This is a genomic window from Pseudomonas sp. FBF18, from assembly GCF_024261405.1.
Lineage (GTDB): Bacteria > Pseudomonadota > Gammaproteobacteria > Pseudomonadales > Pseudomonadaceae > Aquipseudomonas > Aquipseudomonas palmensis.
Window position 1 is genome coordinate 23,637 of the sequence record NZ_QKRS01000013.1, and the last position, 23,249, is coordinate 46,885.

General features: G+C 68.9%; 12 protein-coding genes. 1 reads left to right on the forward strand and 11 read right to left on the reverse strand.

Annotated features, from left to right (window positions below; translation table 11 throughout):
- Positions 1-4: 4 nt before the first annotated feature.
- From DN387_RS18995 to DN387_RS19040, 10 genes are all read right to left on the reverse strand, one after another.
- On the reverse strand, positions 5-961 hold the full coding sequence (locus DN387_RS18995; protein ID WP_054916076.1) for a peptidylprolyl isomerase: 957 nt from the start codon (positions 959-961) through the stop codon (positions 5-7).
- Positions 958-1,434 (reverse strand): YbjN domain-containing protein, encoded by a 477-nt coding sequence (locus DN387_RS19000; protein ID WP_043860180.1) that lies wholly within the window; start codon positions 1,432-1,434, stop codon positions 958-960. The genes DN387_RS18995 and DN387_RS19000 overlap by 4 nt, the downstream gene beginning before the upstream one ends.
- A gap of 17 nt (positions 1,435-1,451) precedes the next feature.
- Positions 1,452-2,111, reverse strand: coding sequence for a hypothetical protein (locus DN387_RS19005; RefSeq protein WP_043860179.1), 660 nt, complete (start codon positions 2,109-2,111; stop codon positions 1,452-1,454).
- A 24-nt stretch (positions 2,112-2,135) separates the two neighbouring features.
- Positions 2,136-3,818, reverse strand: coding sequence for a putative porin (locus tag DN387_RS19010; RefSeq protein ID WP_054916077.1), 1,683 nt, complete (start codon positions 3,816-3,818; stop codon positions 2,136-2,138).
- 53 nt (positions 3,819-3,871) lie between these two features.
- Positions 3,872-4,546 carry an energy transducer TonB gene (locus DN387_RS19015; protein WP_240619904.1) on the reverse strand — a complete coding sequence of 225 codons (675 nt, stop codon included), beginning with the start codon at positions 4,544-4,546 and terminating at the stop codon, positions 3,872-3,874.
- An 8-nt stretch (positions 4,547-4,554) separates the two neighbouring features.
- Positions 4,555-4,980, reverse strand: coding sequence for a biopolymer transporter ExbD (locus DN387_RS19020; protein WP_043860333.1), 426 nt, complete (start codon positions 4,978-4,980; stop codon positions 4,555-4,557).
- Positions 4,981-4,990: 10 nt separating this feature from the next.
- Positions 4,991-6,796, reverse strand: coding sequence for a DUF2341 domain-containing protein (locus tag DN387_RS19025; RefSeq protein ID WP_054916079.1), 1,806 nt, complete (start codon positions 6,794-6,796; stop codon positions 4,991-4,993).
- 30 nt (positions 6,797-6,826) lie between these two features.
- Positions 6,827-8,365 carry a ShlB/FhaC/HecB family hemolysin secretion/activation protein gene (locus tag DN387_RS19030; RefSeq protein WP_088515468.1) on the reverse strand — a complete coding sequence of 513 codons (1,539 nt, stop codon included), beginning with the start codon at positions 8,363-8,365 and terminating at the stop codon, positions 6,827-6,829.
- Between the two features lie 87 nt (positions 8,366-8,452).
- Positions 8,453-9,070 carry a transposase gene (locus DN387_RS19035; RefSeq protein ID WP_173925066.1) on the reverse strand — a complete coding sequence of 206 codons (618 nt, stop codon included), beginning with the start codon at positions 9,068-9,070 and terminating at the stop codon, positions 8,453-8,455.
- 231 nt (positions 9,071-9,301) lie between these two features.
- The gene (locus DN387_RS19040; RefSeq protein ID WP_054916081.1) at positions 9,302-9,928 is read right to left on the reverse strand and encodes a LysE family translocator; all 627 of its coding nucleotides are present in this window, start codon (positions 9,926-9,928) and stop codon (positions 9,302-9,304) included.
- Between the two features lie 135 nt (positions 9,929-10,063).
- Here DN387_RS19040 and DN387_RS19045 point away from each other — a divergent pair, with 135 nt between their 5' ends.
- Complete coding sequence (locus DN387_RS19045) at positions 10,064-10,561, forward strand: Lrp/AsnC family transcriptional regulator (RefSeq protein WP_054916082.1); 498 nt, start codon at positions 10,064-10,066, stop codon at positions 10,559-10,561.
- Between the two features lie 48 nt (positions 10,562-10,609).
- Here the strand turns inward: DN387_RS19045 and DN387_RS19050 are convergent, their stop codons facing one another.
- A complete protein-coding gene (locus tag DN387_RS19050) occupies positions 10,610-23,242 on the reverse strand; it encodes a filamentous hemagglutinin family protein (RefSeq protein ID WP_254506165.1) in 12,633 nt (4,210 codons plus the stop codon).
- Between the last annotated feature and the right edge of the window lie 7 nt (positions 23,243-23,249).

Here is a 23,249-nt window from a genome sequence, read left to right on the forward strand (position 1 = left end):
CCGCCTAGCGGCTGGCGTCCATGACCTGATTGAGCGCAGCGCCATCGATACTCAGCGTCGCGCTGTTGAACATGCCGTCCACGTAGGCCCGGGCCACCTGTTCCTGGCGCTGGGCGCGCAACAGCTCACGCAGGCTGTCGCGCACCTCGTCCAGGCTGGCCACACGCGGCGGCTGCACCTCGATGAGCTTGACGATGTGAAAGCCCGCCGCACTCTGCAACGGCTCGCTCACCGCCCCTTCCTTGAGCTGCGGCACCGCATCGCGCACCTGCGGCAGCAACTGACTCAGCGGCTGCAAACCACTGTCGCCGCCACGCTGCGCACTCTCGCGGTCCTGCGAGTTGGCCCTGGCCAGCGCGGCAAAGTCGGCATTGGCAGCCTGGGCCTGCTTGCTCAGGGCCAGCGCCTGCTTGCGCACGCGTGCCACCGACTGCTCGTCCGGCACGGCCAGGAAGATCTGGCTCAGGTGATAGCGCGTGGGCAGTTGCAGGCTGGCCTTGCCGTTCTCGTAGGCCGCCTGCAGTTCAGCCTCGCTGGGGTAGTCGGCCGGTACCTGGCTGACCGAGTTCAGGTAGTCGCGCAGCACGATCTGCTCCACCACCGCATGGGTCTGCGCCTGTACATCGGGACGCTCCGACCAGCCCTGGGCCTGGGCCTGCTGGTACAGCGCCTTTTCCGCCAGGCGCGAGCGAATCCAGCCCTCCAGGGCCTGGCGATTGCCGCTCAGTTCCTCGCGCGCCGGCGCCGGCAGCTTGGCGAACAGCGCCTTGAGCTCCTCCACGCTGACCTGCTGGTCGCCCAGGCGCGCCAGCGCCGGCCCCGCATCGCTCGCCACAGCGGCAACCGCCGGCGCTTTCGCGCTGGCTGCCACCGGGTCATCCCCCGTGCGCAGTGCCAACACCACTGCCACGCCCAGAACGGCCAGCGCGCCCGCGCCGGCCCACAGCGTACGTCGAGTCACGAAGCGCTCACCGCTTCAGCCCCGGCCACCGCCTCGTCCTGCACCTGGGCCACGTTGCGGCTGTAGTCGCGCAGGTACACGATGAACTCCTGCAGCAGGCGGTCCCACAGCACCAGGCTGCCCAGCAGGTGCTTGTGGCTGACGCCGTCGGCCACCATCACGTCCATCTCCATCACCAGGAACTCGCCCTGCACCGACAGCCGCGCGAAGCGGCGCGACACGTTCCAGCGTTCGGCCAGCCCGGCCGGCAGCTCGCCCTGGATGCGCAGGGCGCAGCTGTAGGTGAAGTCGAGGAACTCGCCCTCGCGCTCGGCACGGTTGCCAAAGCGCACCGCATAGCCCACGCCCTGGCTGGCACTGAGCAGTTGCACCACGGCATTCTGCTCGCTGCGATTGACTCGGCAACCTGCATCCTGCAACAGGGTGGTCAGAGAGTCGGCGCTGACGGTTTCGATCAGTTGGTTGTCGCTCATGGCTTCGCTTCCTTGTGTCAATTGACTTGCGGTTTGCTGCCGCCCTGCGCGGCATCGAACTGGGTCTGGTACAGCTGATCGCCGTAGGCCTGGGCAAGTTCCTCGAACTTCACCCGGGCGCCCCCGGCAAAGGGTTGGCGCATCTTCATCACATCCGCCACATCGATCTTTTCGTAGGCCGCAAGAATCCCCTTGGCGACCCCGTACATCTGCTGATTCTTTGCCGAACACGCCAGCACCTGCTGCTCGCGCTCGGCCAGGCTGGCGGCCAGGCGCGCACGCTCGGCTTCCTTGGCCTTGGCCATGCCCAGCAGCTCGTCGTAGGCCTGCTTGTACTTGCCCAGTTGCGCGTTGCTGCTGGCCACCAGCGCCTGCGCCTGGCCGTGTAGGGCCTGCTGCTGGCCCAGCAGCTGCTCGGCCTGGCCACGGGCCTGGGCCAGTTGCGCGGTCAGTTGCTGCACCTGGGCCTGGGCCGCATCGCGTTGCTGCTCGGCGCTCTGGCGCGCCGCCGAAGCCTGCGCCTGTTCGCTCTGCAGCGCCTGCAACTGCTGGGTGGTACTGCGCAGCTGGGTGCGCAGGCGCTCTTCCATGCCTTCGGCCGCAGCCACCCCCGCCCAGCTCACGCCCAACGCCACCAGCAGGTACGAACAACAGGCCCGATAGGCTCGCTTGTTCATGCTCTTTCTCCCTGTGCGCGCCTGCTAGAAGCGCGTGTTGACTTCAAGTTGTAGCACATCGATATCGAACGGCGCGCCGTAGACCGCCTCGGTACTCATCCAGCGCGCCGTGGCGTACACGTTCTGGTCCAGGCCGTAGTTGGCACCGAGGATGTAGCCCTTGGCGTTGGTGCCGCCCAGGTGGAACGAGGAATCGTTGAAGCCGTCGGGCAAGGCATCGGGCTGGATGTGCTTGTAGCCGGCGAACAGGTTCCAGTCGCCCTGCTTTTTCAGCTCCAGCGCGTTGCCCAGGGTGAACTGCACCATCCACGCATTGGCACCGCTCTTGATGTTGCCGTCGCTGTCGAGGTTGTTGGCCAACTGGCCGGCCGAACGCTTGCGCATCTCGCCTTCGTCGTAGGCCAGGTTGTGGATGTAGTTGGCCTGGCTGCGCAGCTTGAAGTCGTGCGGCAGCTCGGTGTCCCATACCGCGTTCAGGTCCAGCAGGTTGAACTCCGACGCCAGCCCCACGAACTGCGGCTGCGGGGTGGCGGCCGGGTTGGCCGGGTTGGGCGTGATGTCGCGCAGCAGGAACAGCGTGTTGCCCTTCTGCATGAAGGTCGGGCGGCTGCCGTCACTGTCGCAGCCGGGGTCGCCGTTCCACGGCTCGCATGCCCCGGAGCGCTCGCCGGCAATGTCGTCGAAGCGGTAGTAGGCCAGCGCGCCCTTGAGCCGGTTGCTGTCGTTGATCTGCCAGTTGGCGCCCAGCTGCGCGCCGTACAGCCACTTGTTGTCGCTGCTTTCCTTGTCCAGCCCGTTGCTGCTGGCGGTGTCGGCGCTGTACTCCACCGGGAACGCGCCGAGGGTCCCGAACAGGCTCAGGCTGTCGCTCAGCGGCTGGTTGAACAGGGCCGCCACGCCGTCGAAGTTGAGGTCGTTGGAATACAGCATGTCGGTGGACATGAACGGGTTGGCGATACGCCCGCCGGTCAGGGTCACGCGCTCGCTGGCCACCCAGCTCAGGTAGCCCTGGTCGAGCCACAGGTCCTTCTTGCCGAAGCCGCCGCCCAGGGTCTGGGTGGTGGACACCGGGCCGTTGTCGCTGCCGGTGCCGATGCGGATACCCGCCGTCCAGCTCGGCGACAGCACCGCCTTCAGGCCCAGGCGCGCGCGCAGGCGCAGCAGGTTCTCGCGGTCTTCGCGGGTATTGAGCAGCGGCGGCAGGTTGCGTCCGTTGTTGGGGTTGACGTCGTAGGGGCCGTCGGCGTTGAGCTTGGCGAAATCGATGATCTGGTTGCTGTTGTTGCCCGAGAAGTAGCGCGACTCGTCGCGCAGGCGCACGTCGCCATCGAAGCTGATGCGCGAGGCCCAGTCGGGGAAGGTGTTGGGCGCGGCCCAGTTCTCCTGCCTGGCCTGGGCCATCACCTCGGCCTTGACCTCGTCGCGGATCTGGTCGCGCACGATGGCCGGCACATACTGCACGCGCACCTCGCCATTGGCCGCCGGCACCGCCGCCACGCTGGCGCGGGCCTGCACCGCCTCGCTTTCGGCCTGGTCGATCAGGGCCTGGGCCTGGTCCTGCTTGAGCACACCCTGCTGCACCAGCAGGCGGATCAGGTTGATCGTCGCGTTCTGCGACGGCGCCGGGGTCTGCGCCACGGCCGGACCGACCGCCGCGGCGACCACCAGGCCGACTGCCAGGGTCAATCGGTTCACTGAGCACATCATGGATTTACCGCTCCTGTTGGTAAGTCGTGCGTCGTAGGGATCGGGCGCCGGGTTCATCCGCGGCGCCCCTGCAAGGCGATGCGCACCGGCAGGGTCAGGCTCGCCGGCGGGCGCTGGGTCATGGCCGGGGCGGCGCGCAACGCGGCCAGCACCTGGGCGTCCACCGCGGCATCGCCGCTGGAGCGCACCAGCTCGACGCGGGTCACCTCGCCGGTTTCGCTGAGCCAAACATCGCCCTGCAGGTTGAAGGTCAGGTTGCGCAGCTCGGGGTTGTCGCGCAGCAGGCGCTGGAAGGCATACGCCAGGAACTGGCCGTAGCTGCCGCTGCCCAGCCCGCCACCGCCGCCGGCCATGCCGCCGCCCTTGCCGGCACCGATGTTGAAAGCGTCCCCGCCCGCCTGTGCATCGCCGTCGATCTGCATCGGGTTGGCCATGTCATCGGCCGGGCTCGGCGGCGCCTCCTCGGCCGGCTTGACCTCCTCGGCCTCGGGCACCGGCTGCGGCTCGACAATCTTCTCTTCCACGGGCGGCTCCGGTTCCTTGGGGGGCTCGGGGGGCGGCGGCGGTGGGGGGGGCGGCAGCGGAATGATCGCGGGGATCTTCGGTGCCTCGCGGCGCACCCCGCTCATGTCGTTGGCCCACTGCCACAGCAACCAGGCCAGGCCCGCGCCCACCAGTGCCACGACGCCCCACTTGAGCAGGCGCCGGCTATCGAACTTCTGGTTCATGGGCATCCTCAACCCTGGTTCGGCTTGCCGGTCACCAGCCCGACCTGGGCCAGCTCCAGCCGACGCAACAGGTCGAGCACCTCGACCACCTTCTGGTACTGCACCGCCGCGTCGCCGCGCACGATGATCGGGAAGTCCGGGCTGCGCGCCTTCTCGCTGCGCAGGCGCTCTTCCAGTTCGGCCAGGGTCACCGGGTAGGCGTCGAGAAACACCTGCCCGGCATCGTTGACCGAGATCGCCTTGGTCTTGGGCTGGGACAGCGACACCGAGGCACTGGCCTTGGGCAGCTGGATCTGGATGCCCGACACCTGCGCGGTGGCGGTGAGGATGAACATCACCAGCACCACCATCAGCACATCCACCAGCGGGGTGACGTTGATGCTGTCGACAGCCGCGTCGTCGTCATCGTCGTGGGAAGCATTCATGGCTGCCATGGCGCTCTCCTCAGGCCGGTACGGACGGGTGGGCAGCGTGGGCAGCACGCCGGTGGCTGGCCTCGCCGGCCTGGCCTTCGCCATGCAGCTCGGCCAGGCGCGTGATGAACTCGTCGACGAACACGCGCATGTCGGCGCTGACCTCCTTGTTGCGGGTGATCAGGCGGTTGTAGCCAAACAGCGCGGGGATCGCGACGAACAGGCCCATGGCAGTGGCCAGCAACGCCGCGGCCATGCCGGGGGCGATGGCGTTGATGTTCACGTCACCGGCCATCGCGGTGCCCAGGAACACCACCATGATCCCCAGCACGGTACCCAGCAGGCCGATGTAAGGGCCGCCGGCAATCGCGTTGGACAGGCTCGACAGCTTCGAGCCCAGCGCCTGGTTCTCGCGGGTGCGCACCCCGTCCATGGAGCAGCGAATGGCCTCGATGGTGGCCGCCGACACCGCCGAGGTGTCGAAGCCCTGGGCGCGGCGGGTACGGATCTCCTTGACCGCCACCAGGTACAGGCGCCACAGCGACGAGTGCGTCAGGCGCTCGCCCAGGGCGGTGTCGTCGGCGAACATCTCAAGGCGCGTGCCGATGTTGGCGAACTGCTCGCGAAACAGCCGGTTGGCCTGGCTGACGTGGTTGAGGGTGCGGTTCTTGCGCAGCATGATCACCCACGACTGCACCATCATCAGCACCAGCACCGCGATGATGATCCAGGCGTCCAGCGGCACGGCCTTGAGCAGAAAGCCCAGGCTGCCGAAACCGAAACCGGACTGCTCTTCATCCACCCCGTACACCACCAGGCGCGACTCGGCGCCCTGGGCCAGCGCGTCGGCCTGCAGCACCGGCACGGCGCGGGCGATGCGCGACAGGCGCAGCTCGTCCATCGCCCCCACGAACGGCACATAGGCGCCGGCCGGCTGACCCTCGGCCGGCGGCAGGTCGGCGCCGATGGCCAGGGTCGAATTGAACGCCGGCACCGCCGCGGTCAGGCTGGCGACCTGGCGCCCGTCCACCAGCAGGCTGAGCGTACCGCCCTCGCCCACCAGCGCCAGGTGTTGCCACTGGCCGGCATCGAGCACCTGGCCGGCAGCGCTGCGCAGGCCGTTGACCTCGACGAACGGCAGGCCCTGGCTCACACCCAGCAGCAGGCGGTTTTCACCTTCATGGCGGGCCAGCAGCAACTGATCGCCCAGCAGCTGGTCCTGGCGTACCCAGGCGCTGAAGGTGAAGGCGGCGCCAGCTGGCAGTTGCAGCGACGGGCTGGGTGCCAGCAGCAGCGGCTGGCCGTTGAACTGGATGGCGCGACCGATGATGCCCTCGATGCTCGCCGCACTGCCCTGGGCCTGGTTGCCGTAGGGGCTGGCGTCACGCGGTGCGGCGCCGTCGAAGTGCATCAGCAGGGTGTAGTCGGCATCGAAGGCCGGTTGCGCATTGGCCGGCTGCGCCTTGGGGTTGCCGTAGTACATCCACAGGTCCTGGCGCTGGCCGCCCTGCACGTCCGGCACGTCGACCCAGATCAGCGCCATGCCCATCAGCGGGTCGAAGCTTTCGATCTGATGGTTGAGCACGGTCTTGTCGTCGCTGGCCACGAAGCGGATGTCCGCGCCGTTTTCATTGACCCCGTCAAAGCTGAAATTGCCGGTGTGCAGGCGTACCAGCAGTGCCGTGCGGCCCAGCGACTGGGTCAGCGCCGCGCCCTGGGGCGTGGTGTCGACGGAAATCTGCTTGCGGAACTGCCAGTCGTCCTGCCACCAGGCACTGGCGCTGCCCGGCAGGGCAAAGCCCAGGCAAATGAGCAGGGTCAAGATGAGGCGTTGCATGGAATGTCTCCAGGGTCGATGCCGATGGGGTCAGAAGGTTGCCTGTACGCTGAAGTGCAGACGCGAGTGGTTTTTCTCGGTGTTCGCGCCGTCCTTGAGCGGCAGGCCCCAGTCCAGGCTGCCGGACAGCCAGTCGTTGAGGGTGGCGCGGGTGCCCAGGCCGACGCTGGCCAGGCTGAAGTGGTCGTCCTGCTCGGGCAGCGGGTCCTGCAGCGACAGCTGCGCGCCTTCGGCGAACACATAGAAACGCCAGTCGCTGATGTAGCTGCCCACGTAGCGGCCCAACGAGGGCGTGCGCAGTTCCTGGGAGAACAGCAGGCCGTCGTCGCCGGTGCGTTCGGCGGCCAGGTAGCCGCGCACCGAGGTGGCGCCGCCGGCAGCGAACTGTTCGTTGGACACCAGGGCCCCGGAGGCCAGTTGAAAGCCCAGCTTGGTTGCGCTCTGCCAGTCGCCGGCAAACGTGAACGTGTAGTTCGCATCGCCCTTGAGCGCGGCGAAACTGGAGTCGGCGCGGTAGCGCTTGTAGTCGAAGGCCTCATCGTCGCTGCCGTAGCCGAACAGCCGGCGTGTGCCGGCCACCAGGCTCAGGCCCAGCCCCAGCTGCGAGGCTTCGGTATAGCGAAAGCCGTTGTAGGCCAGGGTGATCGGTGCGTACTTGAGCGGCACGGTATCGCGCTCGCCGCCCAGTTCGACCTGCTCGTCGAAGTCCTTGAAGTCGATGCCCACGGAAAACGAGTTGGCCCAGTTGCCGTCCGGCACCAGTGAGTAGATCGCCGACAGCCCGTAGGAATGGCCCTTGCCCAGCACGTTGCTGCCGCCCACGGTGGCCACGCTGCTGTCGGACTTGTAGCCGCTGGCCTGCAGGGTCCAGCGCGGGTTCAGGGGCGCGCTGTATGAACCGGACCACACCTGCGCGTTGTCGGTGTCCTGGGGGGCGGTGAACCAGGTCAGCGACACGCTGTGACCCAGTTGCCAGAGGTTGTTGTAGCCCACGGTGGCCACGCTGCGCAGCTTTCTGGTGTCGGCGCTGTAGTCGTTGTTCAGGCCGATGCTGGCGTGCCAGGGCTGCTTGTCTTCGACCTGCAGGTCGACGTCCAGGGTGCCGGGGCGCTGGCCTTCGCGCACCAGTGGCATCACCTGGCGCCCCGGGCCGCGGTTGAGTGCGGCCAGTTCGCCCTGGACCTTGGCAAAGTCCGGCACCTGGCCCTCGCTCAGGGCCGGCACCTGCTCGCGGATCTCCACGGGCGAGTAATGCCTGGCGCCGACCACTCGTACCCGGCCGACCCTGGTTTCGCTGACCTGCAGGTACACCACGCCGCCTTCGACCTGCTGCTCGGGCAGCTCGACGAACACCGACTGATAGCCCAGCGCCTGATAGCGTTTCTGCAGGGCCTCGCGGGCGCCTTCCAGATCCACCAGGGTCTTCTGCGGGCCGAGGTAGGGGTACACCGCCTCCTCGATGGCGCGGGCATCGAGCACCGTGTTGCCGCGCACCACGTACTCGTTGATATCGACGCGACGCTCGGCCTGTTCGGCGCTTGCGTGGTGGGTTCCCAGGGCCAGCAGCATCACTGCGCCGGCTCGCCACCCGTTGAAAAACAAATGCTCCACACCGCCCCCTCGTTCAAGGAAATCCGTCTGGCCCAGGGCCGTGTCTTATGAATGGTTGTCTGCGCCGCCGTGACCGGCGTGGCGGGCCAGCCAGCTGTGCAGCTGGGCCAGGTTGAGGCTGAACTCGGGCATCTGCGCCAGGCCCGCGTTGCACACCTCGTTGACGATCGACTGCAGCAGGCGCGTGGCCTGCTGGCAGGCCAGCAGTGCGTTGAGGTCGTGGCTGAACAGGTTGAAGCTCCACACCCGCGACTTGAGTTCCAGGCCCACGAACCAGCGGAACAGCAGGTTGTAGTTGAGCTGTTCGTAGAGTTGTTTTTCGCTGGGGACCGAATACAGCAGCTGCAACAGCAGCAGGTGCATCAGGGTGTGCGGGGCGATGCTCATCGCGTTGCGCCGGGCCAGGTCGGCCAGCTCCTGCGCGTGCGCGGCCAGCAGTTCCTCGACCCTGGGCTTGAGCATCACCAGCGAATGGCCTGGCGGGATGCAGCTGGAGACTTCCTTGAGCGCGCTTTGCCAGTCGTCCTGGGACACGATCCACACCCAGGGTGCGCCGTAGCGGTACACCGACACCGGTTGCTTGCGCGCGGCTTCGACGATCTTCGCCAGGCGTTGATCGAGTTCCTGCATTCCGACTTTTGCGTAGCGTTCCATGGTTCCCATCGCTCCACTCCCTTCGTCCCTGTGCGGCTGCGCAGTGACTGCACATACCCATGACGGGGGTGGCGCTTTGCTACCGAACTTTTGTCACCAAAGCTTCATGAAGAGAGATGCAGGGCCTGGGCTATCCAGCGCCCTCAGGGTCGTGCGCCGCCTGCGCGGCGCTCGGTTTGAAGAGCGCCACAACTACTTCATCGACTGGCGCCTGCCGGGCCCGCCCCAACCGCCCGCCCCTCACCCCTGCTGCACCCAGACCAACCGAACCGCAAACCCCACCAGCAGCCCACCAAACACCCACTGCTGAACCTTCTGCGCCAGCGCGCGCTGCTCCAGTTGGCGCCCGACCCACCCGCCGGCCAGTGCATACACCCCATCGAACATCATCCCCATCACCACCAGCACCAGCCCCAGCAGCGCGAACTGCTCACCCACCGCCCCCTGTGCGGGGTGGATGAACTGCGGCAACAGCACCGAGCAGAACAGCAAGGCCTTGGGGTTGAGCAGGTTGGTCAGAAAGCCCTGCGCTATCGCCGCCCTCCACGTGCCACGTACCGCTGCACCCCCCGGGCCCTGCACTGTACCCGCCACGGGCCTGAACATCTTCACCCCCAGCCACAGCAGGTAGGCCGCCCCGGTGTACTTGACCACCTCGAACGTCCAGGGCAGTACCTTGAACAGCGTCGCCAGCCCGACGGCGGCCAGGGTCACGTGGCACGCACGGGCAACCGCCAGCCCCAGCACGGTCGCCAGCGCCGCCCGCCGCCCCTGGCGCGCACCGGTCTGCAGCAGCAGGATCATGTCCGGGCCCGGCATCAGGTAGATCATCGTCAGGGCAGTCAGGTAGAGCAGTTTTTCGTCCATTTCAACGACCTCAGGCTGGGGCAACAGAGTGAAAATTCTATGCCGGAAGGTCGAGGCAGGTGCTTGCGTTATGCGCCCGCAACGGGGCTATTATTGGCAGGATGTACCAATTCAATACCTAGACACAGGCCACTTATGCCAAACCACGAGCCAACCTACCCCAAGCTGGACGGTTACGACCAACGCATCCTTGGCGCACTGCAGCGCGACGGGCGCCTCACCAACGTGCAACTGGCTGAAGAGATCGGGCTGTCGGCTTCGCCGTGCCTGCGACGGGTGAGGCTGCTGGAAGAAGCCGGGGTGATCCGCGGCTACCATGCCAGTCTCGAAGCCGAGGCAGTCGGCCTGGGGTTGACGGTGTTCGTGGGGGTGAAGGTCGAGCGGCACCATGAGGTCGAAGCGGAAAACTTCCGCCTGGCCGTGCTGGCCCTGCCCGAGGTGGTCAGCGCCTTTCTGGTGTCGGGCGAGTCGGATTTCCTGTTGCATGTGGTGGTGCCGGATCTGCGCGGCTATGAGCGGTTCCTGACCGATACGCTGCTCAAGCTGCCGGGGATCCGGGATATCCGCAGCAACTTCGCAATCAAGACGATCAAGCCGCAGGGGGCGCTGCCGCTGGGGCACCTGGGGCGGTAAGCGGGTAGCAACGACCGGCCCACCCGCCCCGAACCGAACCTGGCAACCCTACAGCACCAGATTCCCGCGCTCCTCCTCCGTCAACCGCCCCCGCGCCTGCTCATCCAGCGCCCCGGCCCCCAGCACCTGCACCGGGCTCTGCGGGTTGTACTGCGGCCCCAGGCTCGCGCCCTCCTTGCCCGGCACCAGGCGCTCGGTACCAAACCCCAGCACCTGCACGGTGATCACCGACGGCTGACGCTGGCGGGCCGCGGCCTGCTGCTGGCGCACCGCATCTTCGGCGGCCTGGGTCGCCGACGACGCCGCCGCACTCGCCGACGAGATCGCGCCGGTGTTCACCGCCGCCACCACCGGCATGCCCTTGGCATCACCCTGCACCTGGATGTTGGCCGCGTTCACCACCTGCAACGCGGCAATGTTGACGTTGCCCGACACCCGGATGCCCGCCTCCCCCGCATCGATGGTGCCCAGCGGCGCAATCAGGTCGATGTCCCCTGGCGGCACTTCCACCACCGGCGCCAGGGTGGCGATACCCGCACCGGTACTCGGCACCGTGGGCGACAGGCTGCTGTTGCCCCAGGTGTCGTACAGCCGGCGCGGCGGGGTGTAGACCACCGTGGTCTTGGAACCACGCCCGGCGTTGATATCGCCCTCGGCCGACCAGCCCAGAATCGAGCCGCCAAAGGTGGTCATGATGCGGCTCTGCCCCAGCAGGATGCTGCCGCGCGCGTACAGCTGGATATCGCCGTTGCCCTGGGTGATCACCCCGGCACCGGCCGGCGGCGCCTCGCCCTCCACGCCGAACACCTGCTGGCCACCGGGGGTGAGCATCTGGATCGCGCCCCCCACCTGGGTACGCACCCCGGCCCCGCCGAACATCAGGATGTCGCCGTCGTAGCGGATCGGGTTGCCGGCCACGTCCTGCTCGGGGAACAGCGCCGCGATCGCATTGCGCCCGCGCAGGTAACTGCCCTGGCGCGGCCCGCCCACGGTGTTGTACTCCAGGCCGCCGGCACGCAGCTCGGCAAAGTACACCTGGCGCGCAAACACCGCCTGCTCGGTCGCCGGCAGGCTGGCGAACCGCGCCCGCGCCTGGGCCGCATCGCCCTCGAAGGCGTAGCGCTCGGCCAGCCATTGACGCAACTCCTCGGCGTAGGTCTTGGCCACCTTGCCCGGCTGCGCCGCCAGGCTCTGGTTGCTGTCGGCAAGGTTGGCCGGGTTCAGGTACAGCTCGGCAAAGCGCGCATACCCTGGCCCCTGGGCGCCCACACCGGCCTGCAACACCAGGCTTGCGCCGGGGCGGTTGTCGCCGGTGACGATGGCGCCCAGGCTGTTGATGGCTGCACGGTCCTCCTGGCGCAGGTCACGCCCGGCACTGACGGTGAGCGTGCCGGGGCCTGCCACGTTCAGGCCACTGAACAGGATGTCGCGCCCAGCCACCACCTGCGAGTGATCGGTGGCGTGGTTGTGCACGAACAGGTTGCCGCTGGACAGCGCCAGCGCACCGACGATGTCCGACATCATCGCCGGCACGTAGGTGGTCTCGCCAAGGCCGGTACCGCTGTACACGATGTCGCGCCCCGCCATCATCCACACCGGTGCGGCGCCCTCGTACCAGACGGCCCCATTGCGCGCATTGCCGAAGTTCAGGACCTCGCCCGAACGCACCCCCACCAGGTCGCCGCTCACGGCGTAGATGCGCGCCGGCTGCAACTGCCCGTAGGCATTGGCGGTGCTGGTGCTGCCAAAGGCGAACAGCGGGAAGCGACCCGCTTCCAGGTCTGCCGCAATCCCGTCTGGCCTCTGGTTGCTGACGCTGTGGCCGTTGTAGCTGCCGATGAAACCCGGGTTGAACGGCGTGGCCAGGGCCGACGGTGCGGCGCCGGACTGGTTGATCGCATAGCCACCGGCGTAGATCGAACCCTGCGCCACCAGCTGCAACTGGGCATTGGCCGAAGGTGCCAGCAGCAACGAGTAGCCACTCGCGCCCTGCAGCCGGTTCTTCTCCCGGTACTGCGCGGAGTTCCCGTAGTACAGGTTGCCGGAAGCCGCCACCGCACGCAGGATCGACGGGTAGACAAAGCGCCCGTCGGTGGGCGAGGTATCCAGGCCGGACAGCGCATCACCGCTGACCGGCTGGGTCAATTCGATCAGCTGGGTGCTGGGGGTCAGGTCACCGCCCGCCGAGAACAGGTCGATGGCGGTGTTCGCCGTCCACAGGCTGAACCAGCTGTTGCCGCCCCCCGCCGCCGTTCCGAACGGCGTGGTGTTGAGCGTGGGCACACGGCCCGGGTCGGCCGCCGCCCCCAGCACCAGGTCGCCCCGGGTGCTCAGTTGCACCGTGGCGTCGCCGGGCACCACCACCAGGCCGCCTTTGGCGCTGGCCAGGGTGGCCTGGAACGGGTCGTAGGCGCGGGTTTCGTGGCTGTCCTGCTGTATCCCGAGCGCGCCGTAGGCACGGTCGATACCGCCCAGGGCCGCTGCCGACACCTGCAGGTTGCCGCGCAGGTTGACCAGGGTACCCTGCAGGTCATGGGCGGCCACGCCCAGTACATCGGCGTTGTCGCCACGCCCCAGGGCCGCCTGGGTGGGGTTGACGGCGCCGCCGACCTTCAGGTTCAGGTCGCCGCCACCGCCCAGCGTCAGGCTGCCATCGCGGCCCACGCGGCCGGTGCTGCCCACCGCCAGCTGCAGGGCCTGGGTACGTGCGCTGTCGTCCCACTGCGTGCGGTACTGGTCAGCGGTATTGCCGATCACATCGAGGGTGCCGGCCTGCCCGCCCACCGTGACATCGAGGTTGCCCCCGCCCAGGGTGCCGAAGCCGGTGAAGCCGGCCACCACACTGTTGCGCTGGTAGCGCACATAGGTGCCGAAGTTGATCCACCAGGCCGTGGGTATCTGCTCGTCTGCCGCCAGCGCTTTGCCACTGCCCTGGCGCCACAGCCAGTTGCCGACCTGTGCAGTGGGCAACTGGTAGGCCAGGCGGGTCAGGCTGCCATATTCGCGGCTGAGGGAGTTGCCCGTCAGGTTGCCCCCCACCGTCAACAGCAGGTTGCCGCCCTGCTCCGGGTACCAGGCCTGGTACAGGCTCTGCGCGCCGCCATCGACCAACGCCTCGTAGCCGCCGAGAAACTCCGGCAGCACCTGCCCGTCATTGGCCTGCCCGCGTGCCAGTTGATAGGCGGCGGGCACCGGGGTCGCCGTACCGGCGGTGTACACGCCGAACAGCGTGGTCATGTCCAGGTTGCCGGCGGCGATCAGGTCCAGGTCACCGGTACCGGTACGCAGCACGCTGTAACGCGAGGCGCCGCCGGGCACCGTGTCGTGCTCGGTGTTGCCCGGCGCGGTCATCACGCACCAGGTGGGGAACTCATCGCACAGGGTGGGGTAGCCAATCGCATCGAAGTCGATCAGATCGCCCGGCCTGGCATCTGCGCCAAACCCGTCGATGCCTTCCTGGGTCCAGGCCAGGCCACCGCCGGCGGCCGGTGCCCTGGCGCACCAGGTGGGGAACTCGTCGCACAGCGTGGGGTAGCCGATGGCGTCGAAATCGATCAGGTCACCGGGCCTGGCGTCCACGCCAAAGCCGTCGATGCCTTCCTGGGTCCACACCAGGCCGCCGCCGGCAGCCGGTGCCCTGGCGCACCAGGTGGGGAACTCGTCGCACAGCGTGGGGTAGCCGATGGCATCGAAGTCGATCGGGTCGCCGGGCTTGGCGTCCACACCAAACCCATCGATGCCTTCCTGGGTCCACACCCAGCCGGCACTGGCGCCTACCGCCAGCATGCCCACGTGGTGGTCGGCCAGGCGCAGGCGCCCGCTGGCGTTCGGGTCGGCCAGGCGCGGGTCGGCCGCCGTGGTATCGGCACCGGCCACCACGCGCAGGTTCCACGACTGCGAACCGGCCGGCAGCATGCTGGCGACCGCCCAGTTGGTGCCCTTGCCCTCGCTGCGCAGCGCCACCGAGCCCACGCCCCCCAGCTTGATATCGGTGCGCGGCGGAATGATCGCGCCGCGTTGCAGCACCAGGTTGCCCGCCAGCAGCACCAGGTCATCGGCGCCACCGTTCAGCAGGTGGCCCGGATCGGACGGCAGTGCCACGCCTTTTGGCCAGGTCATGGCCGTGACGGGCGTGTTGACCACCAGCCGCGTGCCGGCACCCAGTTGCATGCCGGCCTCCAGGCGCAGCGGGGCCTCCAGGCGGGTGCCCGCCGCCAGTGCCTGGCTGCCGTCGGCGTTGTAGAGCGCCGCCGAGAGCACGGTGCCAGCCGGCAGCTCGATCGCGGCCGAAAGGGTTGCACGCACTGGCAGCACAGCGCCCGAGGCCAGCACGCGCGCCTGTATCGGCAGGTCGTAGTTGAGCACCTGGCCGGCCAGAAAACCGGTGCCCTCGTGCAGCTCGACCCCGCCGTTGGGCACCACCACCTGGGCGCCATAGGCCAGGCGCCCTTCCAGCAGCACCCAGCCGCCGTCGTCCTGGGTCTCGGGTGGCGGCGCAAAGCCGTCGTTGATGCTGCCCAGCACCTCCACGTCGCCACCGGCACGCAGGCTCAGGCTGCCGGCCTCGCCCGAGCCGTACACCGCGCCGGTCTTGTGCACGTTGGGGTTGAGGCTGGCATAGCGGTAGCGCGACAGGTCGAGGTCGCCGCTGACCACCAGGTCGCCGTCGGTGATCACTTCAAGCCCCGGGCGCAGGTGGAACTGCTGGGCGTAACCCTTGACCAGGCCGGCGAGCTTGCCGTTGACCAGCGCCGTGTTGGCCAGGGCGCTGTCGATGAACTGCACGCTTTGCGCGTGGCGTGCGTCGAGGTAGGCCTGGTCGATCTGGACATAGGGCTTGCCGCTGACATGCGGGTCGACGCCCTGCGGGGCCGCATGATCGCGCGCCATGGCGAACAGGTCGATGCGCTGCGCACCAAGAATCGACAGCGCCTGCGAGGCGTCGATGGCGATGTCGCCATGGGTCGGGTCGTCGGCCCGCAGCCGCGGCGCATACAGCGCCAGGGTGCCGCGCTCGCGGCCATCGTGCTGGCCGGCGGCGCCGCCGCGGGGTGCGTCGGTGCCATGGCGCAGGTCGATACGCACGCCACGCGCCAGGGTCAGTTGCCCGGCACCGGCATTCAGCTCCACGGTAGCCCGGTTGGGGCTGTCGATGATCTTGCCGTAGCTGTCCACGCGCAGCACGCTGCCATGTGCATCGAGCACCGCGCCCTGGGCCAGGGTCAGGCCATTGCCGGCGGCCAGACGAATGCTGCCGACACGCTCGCCGCTGGCATCGATCAGGCCGTTGACACGCAGATGGCCGTTGTCCAGCGACACCTGCACCTGGTTGGCGCGCGCCCCGTTGCCGATCTGCAGGTTGCCCTGCTTGAACTGGAAGCGCCGGCTGCCATGCACGCCGCCGTCGTTCAGGCGCTGGTTGAGCGTGGCGAAGGCACTGCTCAGGTCACCGGCCAGCCCTTGGGCACGCAGGGTGAAACCCGCACCCGCGTAGGGCACCTGGGTGCCCCCGGCATCGTAGTGGCCGGAGCTTGCGCCCAGGAGGCGGCCTTGCAGGTCGACCTGGCCGGCACTGGCGTCCAGCGCCACCACCTCCAGGCTGCCGGCCTGGTTGTGTTCGGCGTGCAGGTCGATGATCGAGCCGGCCGCCTGGTGGATGTTGCCGTGCTGGCTGCGCAGGATCACGTCGCCGCCCCAGCTGTACTTGTCCAGGTCGTTGAGGCTGACCTTGCGCCCGGCCAGGTCCAGTTGCGCCGCCTGGCCCAGGCGCAGGTCGCCCTGGCTGTCGAGGGTCAGCTTGCCGCTGGGCAGTGCCACGCGGGTGTCGAGGTCGATGCGCTGCGCGCTGAACGACCATTCGGCGCCCAGCGCCCCGGCCTTGAGCTGCGCGTCGGCGGTGCTCGGCGCCGCCCCCGCGAGCATCTGCAGGGCACCGCCGACGCGCACCTGGTTGACCGAGCCGGCTTCGCCGGTCACCAGCGGGGTGCGCACCAGCAGGTTGCCGCCGCTGTAGCGGTAGCCTTCACCGGTCACATACTCGCCGCGTGACTGATACACCGACAGGCTGCCACGGTGGTTGGCAGTCAGGCGTTCGCTGGCCAGCAGCGCCACGTCGCTGAAGCCCAGCGCCAGGCGCTCGAACGCCGGCTGGCTGCTGCTCTGCGCCTGCGGGCCATACCCCAGTTCGATGCGCCGGGCTTCGATCTGCAGCCGCCCGCTGCCGGTGCCGGCACCGTTGCCGAGCAGGGCCGGCGCGGCCTGGGTGGCGCCACTCCAGATCAGGTTGCCGGTACGAATGCTGGCCACGTCAGTGGCCGCGCCATGCCCGTAGATCGCCGGGGTGCCCAGCACCAGGTTGCTCAGGCGCGACTTGCCGGTCGCCGGGTCGAGGGTGTCGAGCGCGGTGGTGCCGAAGAAGTTGAGGCTGTCCTGCACGGTCAGCGTCAAGGTTTCCAGGGCTGGCGCGCCACGGCGGGTATCGCCCTGCAGCAGGCGGTCGAGCACCTGCTGGTTGAGGGTCAGGCCGCTGGGCAGGTAGCCCGCCGCAGCGGCAGCGGCCAGGCTTTGCGCACTGCCGACGTTGATCGCGCCCACCGCCAGGGTCAGGTTGCGGGTGCCGAAGCGCACCTGGTCGTCGAGGCTGAAGCGGTTGTTGGTGGCGGCGGCAATGGTGCCTTCGGAATACAGCTCGGTCTGGCCGCTGCACCGCGTCAGGCAGCCGCCGATCAGGATGCTGCCCGGCCCGGTGATCGTCCCGCTGGGCGCTTGCGGCGCCAGCACGTCGACCCAGCCATTGGACACGATCAGCAGGCTGCTGTTGTGCGGGTTGTAGAGGTAGCCGTCGCGGCTGTCGTAGGCGGGTGCGCCCTGCCCGAGCGTATCGATGCTCGCGCCTTGCTCTATGTTGATGGCGCCGGCGATGCGCCCGGTAACCATCAGCACTTCGGCGGCCTTCAGGTGCGCGCCATCCTTGAGCACGATGCTGGTGCCCCTGGCATCACCGAACAGCAGCTGGTTGCCACCCTGCCCGTACACCCGCTGCCCGGCATGGCCGATACGCAGGCTGCTGGCACCCAGGGCGTTGAGCTGCGACGCGGCAATGGCGGTTTCGCCGGCACCCGGTGTGGCGGGCGCGTTGTCGCCGTGGATCACCAGGGTGTCGCCGAACAGCACCGTGGCGATGCTGCCTTGGCCCTTGTCCGCCGGTTTGTTCAACAGCACGCCCTGCATGCTGAAGCCGGGCCGCGTGGTGTCGTTATGGCCCAGGTCCAGGGTCAGGCCCTTGGCATCGATGGGCAGCGCGGCACGCGGGATACCCAGGCGTGCGGCATCGTTGAGCAGGAACTGGCTGAAACTGGTTTCGTTGTACTGCGAGTACCGACGCAAGGTGTCGGCACCGGTCAGTATCAGGTGCTGCGACAGGGCATCGCCCAGCCCGCTGCCGGCGATCGAGCGCTTGCCGGTCAGGCCCCATGAGCCATTGCGCAGCGCCATGGCACCTGCCTGCGGCGCGCCGACCCTGGCCTGGCCGTTGACCTCGACACGGTAGGCCCCCGGCAACAGCGCATAACTGGCCGGCAGCAAGGTGTAGGTGCCGGCGGGCAGGCCTGGGATCCCGGCGTCCAGGGTGATCTGCTGGCCCACCAACGGCATCGAACCCGATGGCTCGCCCGCCACCGCTTCAGGCGCCACGCTGGCCTGCACACCGGGCACGATGGCGTACACCGGGTTGTTCGCCAGGCCCGGCAGGCTGAAGCTGCCATCGGGGTTGTTGCGCACCAGCGGGTGATAGCGGGCATCGGTGGAGCCGCCGCGCCCGGAGATGAAGCCGGCGCCGCGCACATCGCCACCGCCGGACAGGTCGATTACCGCACCGGGTTCGACCGCGATGCTGCCACCGCCCAGGGTCACGTTGAGCCAGCCGTTGGGCAGGCTCTGGCCCAGCACCGTGCTGTTCAGCGACTGGCCGGCGAAGTTGTACACCAGGCCATCTACGGTGCCGCCATAAGGCATCACCAGGCCGGCGGCACTGACCGAAGTCAGGCTGCCAGGGCGCAGGGTCACTTCGCGGGTGCTGGCGGTGCCCAGTACCAGGGCGCCGAGGGGCGCGCGCAGCACGCCCTGCTGGTCGATGGTGTCGGCCTGTATCGACAGCGCGCCAAACAGCGAATAGGGCTGGGCAGGCGTGGCCGCGCTGCTGCGCGCAATCTTCACATGCTCGGCCTTGATCACTGCCACGGCATTGGTGCCAGGGTAGATCTGCGCCGCGCTCAGGGTCAGCGTGCCCGGCGCCACCAGCCGCGTGTCGTTACCGCCCAGTGTCTTGAGCAGGCGCAGATCGCCGCTGCTGTTCAGGCTGACCTGATGGAAGCCGCGTCGATCGATGCTCAGCGCTTCACTCACCCCCGTGCCGAACTTCAGGGTATTGCGTACGTCGATCAGCGCCGCATCCACCTGCAGCATGGCCTGATCGGCTTGCGACGAAAGCGCGATACCGATCTGATTGTTGGTGAGGCCCGGCCCGGCCGGCGGCAGGCTGGTGTACCCGGCCAGACGCACATGCGCAGCCGACAGGCGCACCCGGGTATCGGCGCGAGCCCCTTCGGCCAGCCCCAGTGCACCGGCATACAGGTGCAGGCTGCGCGCCGGTTGCAGCGTCACGTCGTCGGTAAAGCTGATCACGCCGCGGCTGAACAGCGTCAGTGCATCGAACCCGCCCTGCGCCACCTGGGCCACGCTGAGGTGGCCATGGCCATGTTCCAGCTTACCGGCCTGGTTGGCGAAGGCTTCCCCGCGCGGGCTGATACGCAGCTCGCGCTGGCGGATGGCCTCGGCATAGGCCGGGGTGATCGGGTAGGTACCGCTCTCCAGCGCAAGGGTCAGGCTGCCGCCCGCCACGCCAGCGCCACCCGCCGCTGCACGCAACTCGCCGTCCACGTACAAGCCATTGATCGAACTCAGGCTGATGCTGCCGCCCTGGCTGGCCAGCCGAGTCGCGCCAACCCCGGGTACATCGACGCTCATCTGGCTGCCGGACGCATCCAGTACAGCGCCACGCTCGACCACCACGAACAGGTCGGGGGCCAGCGCGCCACCCAGGTTGGGGTCGAAGGTGCTGCCGATGACGATACTGCCGCCCTGGCGCAGCTCGCCATAGCGCTCGCCACGCGCGTCCACGGCGGTGACGGCACGGGCCGATACGTCGAGCAGCGCCCCGGCGCCGACCCGGATCGCCCGTTGATGCGGCTCGAACCGCACCGCACTGGTCAAGGCCTCCTGCACAACAGTGTCAGCCAGGGTGATCTGCCCGCCGTGTGCCACCAGGCTGCCGTCAACCTGCAGGCCACCGGGGCTGCGCAACGTGATGGACTGCCCGTCATCGACCTGGATACGGCTGCCGCTGGCTACCTGCAGCCAGCGTGACGCCACCTGCTGGGCCGACTGGTCCAACTCGCTGCCCGCCTGCAGCAGCAGGCTGGCACCGGCGCGCTGGGTCAGGACGCCCTTGGCGGCGTTCTCCAGGTACTGCGGTGGCGTCCACAGCTCCAGCGCCTCGGCCGCCGAACGGGCATCGCCACGCAGGCGATACACCGGCCGCGTCACCTGCACCTGGCTGTCGGCCGCCACCTCCAGGCGCTGGTTGCCCACCACCTCGTAGCGGGCAAAGCCCTTGGCGAAGAAATCGCTGCCCAGGTTCAGGCTGGCCGCCGGGGTGTCGGCGCCGATGCTCACGGTGTCGCCGCGCAGGGCCAGCGTGCCGGCGCCCGTGGTGCCGTACCCGCGCAGCTCGCCGCCCAGCAGCAACTGCCCACCGGCCCCGCCCGAGGTCAGGCTGGCCAGGCTCAGGTCGCCACCGGCACCCCCGCGCCAGTTGCCGTCGGGGGTGCGCGCCGCGCCGCTTTCCACACTCAGCACACTGCCCTGGCCCAGGCGAATGTCGCCGGTGCCACGCAGGGCCAGCGAACCGCCGTCCAGCCAGGCCGACAGGTCGGCGGGCTGCGCATTGACGCCGTCCTGGCGCCGGCCGCTGGCCTCCACGCGAACCCCGTCGGCCACCTCGATACGCGCGGCCAGGCCGGCATTGCCGACCCGCAGGCTGTCCGAGCCGCGTTGCAGGTTGCCCAGCAGCAGGTCGCCGCCGTGGCTGACCAGGTCGGCGTTTATCTGCACCTGTGGCGCCAGCAGGCTCAGGCCGGCGCCGTCGGCCAGGTTCAGCGCCTGCTCCAGGCGGATGCCCTCATACGCGGCCACCTGCAGGCCGCCAAGCTCGCGCAGGCGCTCGGCTTCCAGGCGCAGGACGCCTTCGCGCTCGGCCTCGACCGGGGCGTCGAGGGTCAGTGAGCCGCCCTGCACCTGCGAGCCGATCACCACCTGGTGCAGGTTGCCCGCGCCGGCGTTGAGCACGCTGCCCGTGGCGGTGGGCCGGTAGTCGCCAACGATCAGCTGCGCGCCGCGGGCCTGGCTCAGCTGGCTTTGCCGGTAGCCGTCGAGGCCGGCCTGCGGGGCCTGCAGCTGGTGGTCGCCCTTGAAGGTTTCACCCAGGATCTCACCGCCCAGCTGCGCATTGGCGGTGCCGACCACCAGCCGCCCGGCATCGCGGCCAACGGTGTAGCCGTTCTCCAGGCGCTCGCGCGGGGCGAACAGCGGGCTGTAGAAGTAGCGGGTCTGGCCCCAGCGTGCGCTGTGCTGCTCGTAGCCCTTGTACACGCCCTGGTACAGCACATCGCCAGGGGCACGCGAGAGGTTGTACAGGCGCCCGTCGGCGCCCTTGAGCCAGGTTTGCTTGAGGTAGCCGGTGGCCACGTCCAGCGTGCCGCCCGAGAGGTTGACCAGCGAGCCGGCCTGGGTCACCAGGTCGCCCCCGGTGAAGCTCACCGTGCCGCCCTGGGCCAGCCACTCGCCCAGCCCGTGGCTGCGCGTGCCGAGGTAGCCGCCCACTTCCAGCAGGCCGCCGGCGGTGTACCAGCGCTCACCCTCGTAGCCGTTGGTGCCGGCGGCCACGTGCACCAGCTCGCGGATGTCGACCCACACATCGGTGCTGTTGAGCGCGCCGCTGTCGCGGTTGCCCGCCGCGTCGCGCTGCTCGTTGCCCTGGATGTTGACCTTGATGCTGTTGCTGTCCATGGCCAGCTTGACCCCGACCGCGCCCGCCACGTCCAGCACCGCGCCGTCGCGCAGCAGGCTGCGCTGGCCGGCACTCACCGCCACCTGGCCGCCGGTGGCCAGGGTCAGCGAGCCGCCCTGGAAGTCCACCGTGCCGCCACTGACGATCTCCACCCGCGACAGGCTGCGGTCATCGGCCACCGCGCTGAGGTTGTCGAACGCGCCGTTGCGCTGGTTGACCTGCCCGCCCAGGTCCTTGCGCACCGCCTCGCGCTGGCTGTCCAGTGCGCTGCCGGGGTTGGCGTCGATGACGATGGCAGTGGTGCTGCCGGCGGCCAGGGTCACGTTGCCGGTGCGGTCGCTGGCCGCGTTGAGCAGGTGGATGGTGCCGCGGTTGTCGATCGAGCTGGTGGCCACGGCCACGCCCTGCTGGCGCACCTGATGCCCGGTCAGGGTGATGTCGCCCTGGCTGGCCTGGATCAGCCCGCTGTTGCTCACCGTGCCGGCCGTGCTGCCGGCCTTCAGCGTGGTGGCCACCTCGTTGCCGCGGGTGGTGGAGTACGGGTTGCCCGCCGTGCCGACGCCCTTGCGGATGTAGAAGGTATCGCCCGCCGCCAGGGTCGCCTGGCCCTTGGCGTTGATCAACTGGCCGGCGTTCTCCACCTCGTGGCCCAGCAGCAGGGTGTAGCCACCGCCCTGGGTGGAGCTGGCCGGGGCGTGGGTCTGGATCAGCGCGCCGCGCTCGACCATGACCTTGCCGGCGGCATCGGTGAAGGTCGGCTGGCTGCCCAGGCTGTCCACGTACAGGCCGCGCTCGGTGAACTGCTGGTCGCTGATGGTGGCGGCGGCCGCCGTCAGGTTGCGCACGTTGATCTGGCTGCTGCCGCTGAACACGATGCCGTTGCGGTTGACGATCATCAGCGTACCGTCGGCCTTGATCGTGCCCTGGATCTGGCTGGGCGCGACGCTGTTGCCGACGCGGTTGAGCAGTGCCCAGTTGGCGTCCTGCTGGAAGGTCAGCTGGGTGTCGCGGCCGACGTTGAAGGTTTCCCAGTTGAGAATCGCCTTGTCGGCGGTCTGCTTGATCGTCACCTGGGTGGTGCCGCCCTTCTGCGTCTGTACCGGAGCCTCGGCGTTGGTGAACAACGGCTTGCCATTGGCATCGAGCAGCGGGTTCAGGCCATTGCCGCCCAGGCCGTTGTGGATGCTCGAGGGCGCCGCCAGCGCGGCGGCGCGGCCGGCCGCCTGGGCAGCCTGTTGCGCGGCGATGGCGGCCACGGTGTTGTTGAGGTTTTGCAGCGAACGCTGCAACTGGGCATTGGCACGCTGCTGCTGGGCCAGCGGCGGTGGCAGCCCCGGCAACTGCACCGCACCGCCCTGCCCGCCCGTACCGCCGGCCTGCGGCGCGCTGCCCTTGGCCGCGAACCAGGCCGAACTGAACGCCGCAGGCGCCGCCTGCACGCTGCCGGCCAGGGCCAGCAGCGCAATCACCTGGGCCAGCGGCTTGAGCCGCAGCAGGGGCATATCGGCCTGACGGTGGGTACGGTGGGAGGGCGAAGCAGCAGTGCCAAGGCGCATTGCAATC